Source organism: Streptomyces sp. NRRL WC-3549 (assembly GCF_000721935.1).
In the GTDB taxonomy this organism is placed as follows: domain Bacteria; phylum Actinomycetota; class Actinomycetes; order Streptomycetales; family Streptomycetaceae; genus Streptomyces.
The window spans coordinates 15,743-24,885 of sequence record NZ_KL585390.1; the positions used below are offsets into that span (position 1 = coordinate 15,743).

General features: G+C 67.2%; 5 protein-coding genes, 1 tRNA gene and 3 pseudogenes. 3 read left to right on the forward strand and 6 right to left on the reverse strand.

The annotated features are described in order from the left end of the window. Nucleotides 1–457, forward strand: a pseudogene (locus tag IH13_RS0108210) (hypothetical protein); the annotation flags it as partial. Nucleotides 458–544: 87 nt separating this feature from the next. After that, a tRNA-Ala gene (locus tag IH13_RS0108215) sits at nt 545–618 on the forward strand. Nucleotides 619–870: 252 nt separating this feature from the next. Here the strand turns inward: IH13_RS0108215 and IH13_RS0108220 are convergent. Both IH13_RS0108220 and IH13_RS42125 read right to left on the reverse strand, forming a co-directional pair. Beyond that, on the reverse strand, nt 871–2,325 hold the full coding sequence (locus IH13_RS0108220) for a hypothetical protein (RefSeq protein ID WP_031082422.1): 1,455 nt from the start codon (nt 2,323–2,325) through the stop codon (nt 871–873). Beyond that, nucleotides 2,322–3,233 (reverse strand): hypothetical protein, encoded by a 912-nt coding sequence (locus IH13_RS42125; RefSeq protein WP_051835794.1) that lies wholly within the window; start codon nt 3,231–3,233, stop codon nt 2,322–2,324. Before IH13_RS42125 ends, IH13_RS0108220 begins: the two co-directional genes overlap by 4 nt. A gap of 51 nt (nt 3,234–3,284) precedes the next feature. Between IH13_RS42125 and IH13_RS42130 the strand changes: the two genes are divergently transcribed. Further along, nucleotides 3,285–3,647, forward strand: coding sequence for a helix-turn-helix domain-containing protein (locus IH13_RS42130; RefSeq protein WP_051835795.1), 363 nt, complete (start codon nt 3,285–3,287; stop codon nt 3,645–3,647). A 212-nt stretch (nt 3,648–3,859) separates the two neighbouring features. On the opposite strand, the gene IH13_RS0108235 is transcribed toward IH13_RS42130, so the two are convergent. The 4 genes and pseudogenes from IH13_RS0108235 to IH13_RS36970 form a co-directional block, all read right to left on the reverse strand. After that, nucleotides 3,860–4,438: a hypothetical protein gene (locus IH13_RS0108235; RefSeq protein ID WP_031082429.1), complete on the reverse strand. Its 579-nt coding sequence runs from the start codon at nt 4,436–4,438 to the stop codon at nt 3,860–3,862. Nucleotides 4,439–5,014: 576 nt separating this feature from the next. Then, nucleotides 5,015–5,745: pseudogene (locus IH13_RS36965) on the reverse strand (transposase family protein). Nucleotides 5,746–6,083: 338 nt separating this feature from the next. Beyond that, nucleotides 6,084–6,920: a phosphoadenosine phosphosulfate reductase family protein gene (locus IH13_RS0108245; RefSeq protein WP_031082430.1), complete on the reverse strand. Its 837-nt coding sequence runs from the start codon at nt 6,918–6,920 to the stop codon at nt 6,084–6,086. Continuing rightward, a pseudogene (locus IH13_RS36970) lies at nt 6,917–9,143 on the reverse strand (ATP-binding protein); the annotation flags it as partial. The gene IH13_RS0108245 and the pseudogene IH13_RS36970, both read right to left, overlap by 4 nt.

Sequence of the window (9,143 nt, forward strand, 5' to 3'; positions counted from 1 at the left end):
CCAGCCGGCCTCGGCGGCCTCAGCCGACCCCGACGAGGAGCCCGAGGCGGGCCACCCGATCCCCGCCCCCACGGTCTCCCCCCAGGAGGCCGGCCGCCGGGCGCTCGTCGAGCAGACGGACCACGCGGAGTGGGTGGACCAGCAGCGCGAACGCGGCCCGGCCCAGGGCGACAGCTGGGAGCCGGTGCCCGTACCGCTGCCGACCTACGTCACCGCCCCGGTCGCCCCGCGCGCCACGGGCGGGGTGGAGGTCGGCGACCCGGAGACCTGGAGCGCGGCCCGCTCCAGCACGGCCGAGCCCTCCCCGACGGGCACCTCGCACCCCGTCGACCCCGAGGCAGCCCCGGCTGCTCCCCAACGGCGCGGCAACCAGCCCAGGCGCACCCGGGAGCGCGGCCGGACCCCTCTCTTCGACCAGTACGACGACGAGGACCGGCCCCGCGCGGCCAACGAGTGAGACCGGCGACGGACCCGACTCGGTGACCTGCCGGGATACGGATTTCCGAGCACCCCGTGGAGGGTGCTAGAGTTTCACTCGTTGCAAGGGCCTGTGGCGCAGTCTGGTAGCGCACCTCGTTCGCATCGAGGGGGTCTGGGGTTCAAATCCCCACAGGTCCACCGCGGGCCGTTCACGAGTTAGCTTGTGAAGGGTTCACGAGATCCCGTCCAGTTACTTCAACTGGGCGGGATTTCGTCGTTTTCAGGCTTGGTGCGAGGCGGATGCCGTTCGGGAAGCCTGGTTCGGTGCCGTGGGCATGGTGAGCGGAGCTGGCTGTGGTGGTGCGGGCATGGCGAAGCGGCCGCAGGGCTCGGGTGGCCCTGCGGCGCGCTGGAGGCTGTGTGGTTGTGCCTGTTTCGCAGACGCCGCTTTTACGGTTCGGGCGGCGGGGCGGAGTCGTGTTCCTCTGTCTCGTCGACGGGGTCCTCGTACGGGTCCGGGGTCTCGGGGATGTGGCCGAGGGTGTAGTTCTCTTCCTTCCACAGGCGCTGGTCGCGCAGGAAGGACTCGATGGTCCTCAGGTTCTCGACCATGAGCTGGATGGCGCTGAGCAGTGTCTGGGCGACACGGCCCCGGCTCTGGCGTTTTTCGCGGGAGTGCAGAAAGGTGTCGACGTTCTTGGCGCGGCCGTTGAGTCCTTCGACGTGGCTGCGCAGGCTGCGGTAGGCGCGCTGCCAGGCATCTCGGCCCCAGGGCAGGTCCTGGCGGAGCTTGGGCATGCTGTCGACCGGCACGGTGATCGTGGACTGCTGGCAGATGGCCGGACGCTGATGGGCGGGTCGTTCCGGTGGGCGCACGGCCGGTTTCGCGTCCGGGTGGGCGTGCCTGGCGCGGTGGTTGGTCAGATCGATCGTGTGGGGCCGACCTCGGAGGGGGCGCCGTGCTGTGTGGCCTCGGCGCCGGTGGGCGCCGGAGGCGTCGCGTTCCTGGGCCCAGGGACAGGTGACGCGGGGGCTGGTGCCGGCGGCTGGGCACTGGCGGCGTTCCAGGCCGCGATGGTCGGCGGATTGCTTGAGCGGGAGGACGTAGGAGTCTGCCTCCTGCATTTCGGGCAGCAGTTCTTCGCGTGTCTTGCTCTGCTTGGCGGCGGCCATGCGGTGGTAGGTGTCGATGATCCGCTGGGGAGTGTGGGGGCAGAGCAGGTCACCCGCGATGGCGAGGGTGCCTTCGACGGCGTTCTTGTCCTCGCCTGCGCTCACTTCGAGCGAGGCGCGGCGTTTTGTGCTGTGGCGGGCCCAGGTGGGGATGGCGGTGGCGTCCACCGACAGGTCGCCGGCCCAGTCGTCCATCAGGCCGCGGGCAACCGCCGTGCGGACGGGTGTGAGCACCAGCTTGTTGGCGATCCGCGACAGGACCGGCGTCGAGTCGTGATGCGCGTGCTGCAGCCAGGCACGCCGGTAGGTGACGGCCTGGTCGCGTGGCATACGGGTACGGCGGTCGTGTCGGGCCGGGTCAAGCACCGTCGTGATGCGCGACCAGGCATCGTAGAAGCGTTTGGCCGACGCACGCGTCGCCTCGACGTCCGTGCGGTCGACTTCCGGCAGTCCGAAGTACCTGAGCCAGGGTTTGCGCAGGCGGAACTGCACGCACTCCCAGGCGTCGTCCACGTTGGTGCTGCGCAGCTCTCGTGCCGCCAGCACCATGCCGACCAGCACGGTCTCCGACCGGAGGCCGCGAGGGCCGGGGCGGCGGGCCTCAAGTACTGCGAGTTCGTCCAGGGCCCCGCTGGCCCGGACGAGATCGACGACCTGCCGCACGAGGCGGTCGTTCAGCTGGGAGGGGTGCGGTGAGGGGGCGGGCCGGTGCTGCCCGTTGCGCCGCTTCATGCCCAGCCGCGCAGCATGCGCACGGCGGCGTCCCGCGAGATCGCCGGCACCCAGGCCATGTAGGGGGCGAGTGCGGCGGTCGTCTTCATGCCTGCAGCCCGGGCCACCAGGTCGGCCGGCACATGGTCGCGCAGGAGGGACACGATCCAGGTGGCTCGCAGGCGCAGGGTGTCCAGAGCAGGGATCTTCGGGTCGCCGGGCTTGGTGCGCTTTACCCAGTTGCTGATGGCGTTCTTCGGGTAGGTGGCCTGCCGGTCGGGTGCGTACAAGTAGTTGTCCCCGGCGGTCCGGGCAAGGGCGGCGAGCGTCTCCTCCCACAGGGAACGACACACGATGAGCCGGTCGGTGCGCGGGACGTGGACGACGACGGCGTCGCTGGGCAGTACGTGGATGTCGGTGCCGCGCACGGCGAGGATCTCCTTGGCCGGCAGACCGCACCCGGCTCCGAGTGCCAGCAGCGCCTTGGCGTTGCCCCGGCCGGTGGGGACCGGCGGAAGGTTGTCGGACCAGGCGTCCAGACGTGTCAGGTCGCTGGTGCCGTAGGGCTCGGCGCGGGATCGGTCACCACTCAGGTGAGGGCGAGGTGCTTCACCGCGCTCGACCCAGATGAGGGTCTCCCGCACGCGGGCCAGGATCGAGGCGTAGGTCTGTGTGCTGTTGGGGGCGATGCTGTCGTTCAGGAGCAGCGAGCGGGTGATGGTGGCTTGTTCCAGCCAGACAGCCGGATCACGCGTCAGCCCCGCGCGCTCGGCCGTGATGGCGAGAGTCGCCATCACGCCCAGCACGGTGGTGAGCCGGTAGGGAACGTGGTCGGCCACGGTGGCGGCGACCATCCGCACCCCGTCGGCCACCGCCTCCCACTCGGGAGGGGCGTCCTTGGGGCGGTACCGCAGGATTGCCTGACTCATCTCGGTCTCCAGCGCGATGCACCACGAATATCGGCTGAACAAATAGCCGCATTGCTCGACATAGTGCACATCAACCTGGAGGAGTGCATCTCGATGCCCGGTGGCACCCAGCGCAGTACGACGCCGAGGGACCTTGCCGAGGACCCGGACGCGTGGCCCCACGCGATCATGACCGGTCACCCTCAAGCTCGGGTCGTCCAGGCGCTCGCGCGCGCCCTCGGGGAGAGGCTGAAGGAGCGAGGGCTGAGCCTGCGGCAGGCCGCCACCCTTACCGGGGTCAACCGGCAGGCGATCGTCAATCTGCTCAACGGGATCAGCTGGCCCGACGTGGTCACCGTGAGCCTGCTGGAGGACGGTCTCGACGTCGCATTGTGGCCGGGGGCTGCGAGCCCTGCCTCGGAGAAATGCGGATGAGTTCGGTGGATAAACCGGCACGAAAGCCTACTTTCCATGCCATCGATGAGCGGAATGGCATACAGAACTAGGCCACGCGCCTCCCAGCGGACGTGCCGTCGACTAGGCTGGGATGCACGTGAACCATGATCAGGGGCACGTATCGGTGCCGCCGGATTGCCCTCCGGCGGCACCACCCCTCTCACACAACTGATCAGAGGCGCATATCTAGGTCAGGCAGCCTCAGCTTTCTGCGCTGTCGGTAGGTCCCGGGCCACGGCGTAGGTGGCGGCGGCGACCTTCTCCACACGCCCCTTGCCGACCAGCCGGTTGAGCGCGGTGCGCACGTCTTCGCTGGGGCGTTTGGAGTTCCCGAGCTTCTCCGTGCGCCCCCTGGCCCGCAGAATGACGATGGCTTCGACCACCTCATCGACATGCATGGCGCGATCGGAGGTGGCGAGAATCGTCATGACGAAGTCCTGCAGGCTGTTGGACTCGTCGTCCTGGAGCTCGTCCAGAGAAGCCGTGGCAGAACTCTGCAGCGGCATGGGCGGCTCTTCCTCTGAGCTCTCCGGCGCGTCCGCCCCGGGCGCAGGAATGCGGTCCTCGACGAACTGGTACATCGTCTCCGCCTGCTCCAAGCCTTGTTCCTCGCCCGCGAGCCGGTCCTGAAGTTCGCTGACGCGGTTGAGGGCCTGGGAGAGCTCGTCGCGCAGTGCCGCACAGTCAGCACGCCGTTCGTCCCGGTCCTGGCGGATCAGAGCCAGTGCGTCAAGGAGCAGGTCGGAGCGCCTACTCGCTCCGTGCGCCATGTGGCCTCCCGTGTCTGACGTTGCCTACAGGCACACCCTACGGGTCTGACAAGCAGAGCGTAATGTGGTCTTCCAATCTTGTGGGCTATGAGGGTCCGTTGGCGGGGGTGTGCTCTCGTGCGGCTTGCAGACCAAGACAGCTGAACCTACTTCGGTGCAGCAGGCGCATCATCAGGCTCTGTCCATGTATCGCCAGTTGGCGTACGGGCGCTGCTTGAATTCATCGATGCGGCATGGCCCACCGGGACTGCTGGCGCGGACTGCGTACTGGCTACGGTGCAGACGCCCGTCGAGGCGCTGCGCGAGCGCTATGAAAGAGCCCAGCAATCGCTTTCCGGCAGGAGGAGTCACGACGCAGCGAGTTCACCGACGACCTGCTGTACGGACGTGGCGACTTGGGACTCTGGTGGAGCGGGCAGAGCAGTTCGGGCTGAAGCTTTCCCACACAGTCGCCGTCGCCGAAGGCCCGCCCCCTACACCGAGGGCGAAGTCGTGCCCCGCCTCGTGGAGCGGGCCGTGAACGTGCGCTTCGGCGATCGCAACACCATGCTCACCATCAAGGAGCCTTCCCCAACCTCACGCTGATGCGTGGTGAAGGGCGAGGACTGCCTTCACCAGGTCGGTGATGCGCTCGGTGCTGCAGTGGAGCTTCTGCAGGAGCCGCCAACCTTTGAAGGTGGCCATGGCCTGCTCGCCGAGGCAGGAGATCTGGGCGTGGGTGCTGTTGTGCCTGCGCGGCCACCGCTTGAGGCGACGGCCTCAGGAGGGCACCTGGATGGAACCGCTGGCGCTCTGATAAGCCTTGCCGGCCCAGCACTTCAGTCCGGCCTCGGCGAGTGCGGCGACGATGTCGTGGGTACGGGCGGCGGTCAGGTCGCGAGTGGGGCCGGGGAGCGCGGGTGAAGCCCACAGCAGCCGTCCACATAGGTCGGTGAGGACTTGGACGTTCATGCCGTGCGCTTGTGCTTGCCGGGAGTGGTACGGGGTGTCGGCGGCGATTCGGTCGAGGATGACGAAGGCCAGCTGGCGTGCGGTCCGCATCGCCTAGGCCAGGCTTGGAGCGAGTGCGGCCAGGGCCTTTATCGCTTCGCTGACGTAACGGTAGACGGTCCCGATCCCGATGCCGAACGCAGCGGCTGGCTGAGCGTGGGGGTCGCCGCGGCGCAGGTGAGCCAGGACCACAAGCGCCTGCCTGTTCGGCGTGATGCGGCGCGGGTGCCGATCATGCGGCGATGAGCGGCCAGGCACCGGGCAAGGTGACGAAGGTGCGCGCTGGACAGATCGATCGCCGATGGGTAAACAAGCACGCGAAGCTCCCCGCGACATGGGTGATCTTGGTCGTGAACCCTGCTAGGAGCTTCGTCATTCACCTCACGCAGCGTGCCCCAACCTGCCAGCCACGACCGAAGGTTGGAAAAGGCTCAGTGTCCTGCCCGCCCCCCACCAGGCCCATGACCTACGAGCTTCATGATGTACAGGTCTCAATCGACCGACCGTCAACGAGCGTTTCAGAGAGGGGGATTTGTGGTGCGTAAGTGGTGGGTTACAGTCTGGCATCCAGGGCCGACGCTCCGTCGGAAGACGCGAAGACCCGCCTGCCCTGTGCTTGTGAGCACAGGGCAGGCGGGTTCGGGTGGGAGTCGGATCAGAGGTGGCAGACCGCGCAAGCCGCCGAGTCGTCATCCTCGTCGAGCGCATCGGAGAGGATCTCCAACAGCGGCCGGTTCGGCTTCACACGCTTGGCTGCGCGCTCAAGGGCAGCCTCGTGCTTGGCCTCGATCTCGTCGCGGCGTTCTATCAGTTCACCCAAGGACTCGCCCTGAGACCAGGTGTACTTGCGACCCTGCATGGCCGTGTCCTGGTGCTTGAGCTTGTCTTCGTAGGCGACGGCCTTCTCGTATAGCTCTGGGTGTCGGTCCTTGAGGCCCACCCACTCGTGCTTCCGCTGGAAGAAGCAGAAGTAGCAGCCGGAGCGGGTACGCCACTCGTAGTAGCCAGGCAGGCCAATGCCAGCCTCTTCGAGGATGCGGTCGACGCCCGCGCGGTCGATCCCGTCTTCACGGAAGGGGAAGACCGCCGTGATGTTTGGCTTGGTGCTGACGTAGCCCAGCCGATTCTCGTCGGCACGGATTGCGACGTATGAGATGGCTTCGTCGTCGCCGATCCACTCTTCGAGCGGCCGGATCTTCAGGTTCTTCGTGCACCAGCGCATCTGAGGGCTGGGCAGCGTCCCCTGGTAGACCTCCAGCCAGTGATCGAAGTCGCGGGAGGAGTTGAGCCGCTCAATGGGCTTGCCGAGCGCGCCTTCGAGGCGATTCAGGTACTCGTAGGTCTCGGGCAGCTCGGCCCCGGTGTCGCAGAAGAAGTACTCCATCTCCGGCACCCGGTCGCGCATGTAGATCGCGAGGGATGAGGAGTCCTTACCCCCTGAGATCCCGAGTACGTGGCGCTTCTTGCTGCTCGTGCCGTCGGCGTCTGTCACGGCTGCTCCTTCCTTTCGGATGTGGCGCTGTCCTGCTGAGACAGGCGCTCGGCCAGCGCGGCGAGGAGGATGCGTGCGCCGTCCGGGCCCAGTGCTTCCTCAGCTTGCCTGATGACACTGACAACGAGCTTGTCCGCGGCATTCCGCGACTTCTTGGGTACGTGGATGAGCGTGCGCTCTTCAGCACCCTGGGGGGTGGTGAGCGTCAGGAGGTGAGTGTCGATCTGCCGCGGCTTCGGCTTGGCCCGCTTTGTGGCTGCGGAGCGAACCGTGACAGGTGAATCCTTGGCCTCGGCCTCCTCTAGGTCCTCGACTTCCTCGGCCTCCGTGACACTGTAGAGGTGGCTGACCCGGTCGAGGGCGCGAGCCCTGTCCTGTACGACACGAGGGAAACGATCCATATCGCGGTCGGTCCAGTCCCCGAGGGCCTGGTTGACCAGCTGGACCACGACCGTGCCGAGCCAGTCGTCATCGGGGAGCATCTCGTTCGTTACGCGGGACACGAAGCCGTGAAGGCTGACCTCAAGAGACGCGTCCGCGAAGCCCTGGAGCCGCTCGGCGAGACCTGCACGGAGTTCCGTGATGCTGGTGGCAGGAAGCCTGAACTCCTTGGCCAGAGTGTCCACCACGTACCGCCGGAGGCTCTCACTCGCGCCGGTGAGCTCGTTGAGCGCGGAGGTGAGCCGCTCGATGAACGACTCGGCCGCTTCCGCGTCCTTCTTAGTTCCAGGAGTGATCTCCTCGAAACCAAGCGCTTCCGGCAGCTCCTCGAAGACAAGATTGTCCGGGTCGGTGGCCCTGGACAGAACGTCGCGGACTGCGAGGGTGTCCTCACTGAGCCGCTGAGTCTTGCGGGAGTACTGATCCAGGACCAGGATGCGGTCCAGCATCCCGCGGGTGACGGCCAGCAGCGCCGGGTTGCGGTTTGCACGACTGCGAGGAATGTCGACGTCGAGCGACTTCACCAGGCCATCGAGCACGAGCCTGCGCTGTCCCCGGTCCACGGGGGTCGACTTCACGGTAAAGCGTTCCGGGTAGGGAACGTTGAGGCGCTCCACGATGGCGGCGGTGAGGCGAGGGCAGTAGTTGCCCTCCTCGAACAGCGCTACGTCGTTGCCCCGCAGGATGAGCCCTGCGACCACCAGGATCGGGACCACACCGGCCTTCACGCCGTACGGCGCAGCCATGAGACGCTCGTAGATGTCGACGATGGGGGTCGGCTCGGTGGCCTCGCTCAGGGCCTCCTCGAGGGCTTCCCAGGCGGGCATGACGCTGGAGTTCTTCTCAGCGTTGGGGCGAGCCATGCCATGGGTGTGGAGGGTGCCGCCCGAGCTCGCGCCGCCGCTGACCTCGCCGGTGGCGCGGTGCAGACCGAGGTGCTCGACGACTCCGTCGTAAAGGGCACGCTCCGCGGGGAACTTGTCCTCGGGCCAGCCGAGCCGTGCCAGGCCGGTCTTCTCGATCATCGCCGTGAGGACCTCACGCCGCGTGCGAGCCGCGTTGCTGGTGAGCTGGTGGCGGCCCACCATTTCGTTCCTGACATGCGGGGTCTGGTGGTAGACCACGTTGCACGCCTCAGAGACGAGCCCTGCGTAACTGCGGGCACTGAGCTCCTGGGCGGGATCCCCGTCGGTGTCCTCACCGCTGGCCCAGAGGTACCAGCTCGACTCGTCGCTGCCAGGGCGGAACGCCTCCGCGAGCAACGCCGTGATCTTCTGGGAGAACTCCCCGGCTCGTTCTTTGATCTCTCGCCGGGCGACATGGTCGAGTTCCTCGTCGCCCATGAGGTCCTGAAGAGCTACGAGAGTGGTACCCGCGGCCAGCACCGCCTGCGGATTCCGGGTGAGCCCAACCACGACAGGAAGGGGAGAGTCCACTCGCGGGCTGTTCTTCAGTTCACCGAGGTGGAAGACCAACATGCCGTCTGCTGCGTCCTGCACGATCTTCGGGCCGCGCAGCTTCTCGGTCTTGTGGCTAACAGCGGTCACGAAGTGGCGCTGCATGCCGGTGAGCTGGCTGTGGGCGCCGGCAGCGACCGCGTTCGGGAGAACGTTGGTGCCGAGGTGCTTGTTGAAATAGCGGACGACGTCATCAGGCTGGAGCTGCGAGGCGATCTCGCTGACCCGGGCGTCGATATCGACATCGGTGCCCTGCCAGATCCGGTACTCGTCGCTGTACTCGCGGTGGACGACGAGCCCGTCCTTCACCAGCTTGTCCAGCCGC

Excerpts from the sequence above, each read along its gene's own strand:
- IH13_RS0108220 (WP_031082422.1), bottom strand. The coding sequence starts at position 2,325 with ATGAAGCGGCGCAACGGGCAGCACCGGCCCGCCCCCTCACCGCACCCC.
- IH13_RS42125 (WP_051835794.1), bottom strand. The coding sequence starts at position 3,233 with ATGAGTCAGGCAATCCTGCGGTACCGCCCCAAGGACGCCCCTCCCGAG.
- IH13_RS0108235 (WP_031082429.1), bottom strand. The coding sequence starts at position 4,438 with ATGGCGCACGGAGCGAGTAGGCGCTCCGACCTGCTCCTTGACGCACTG.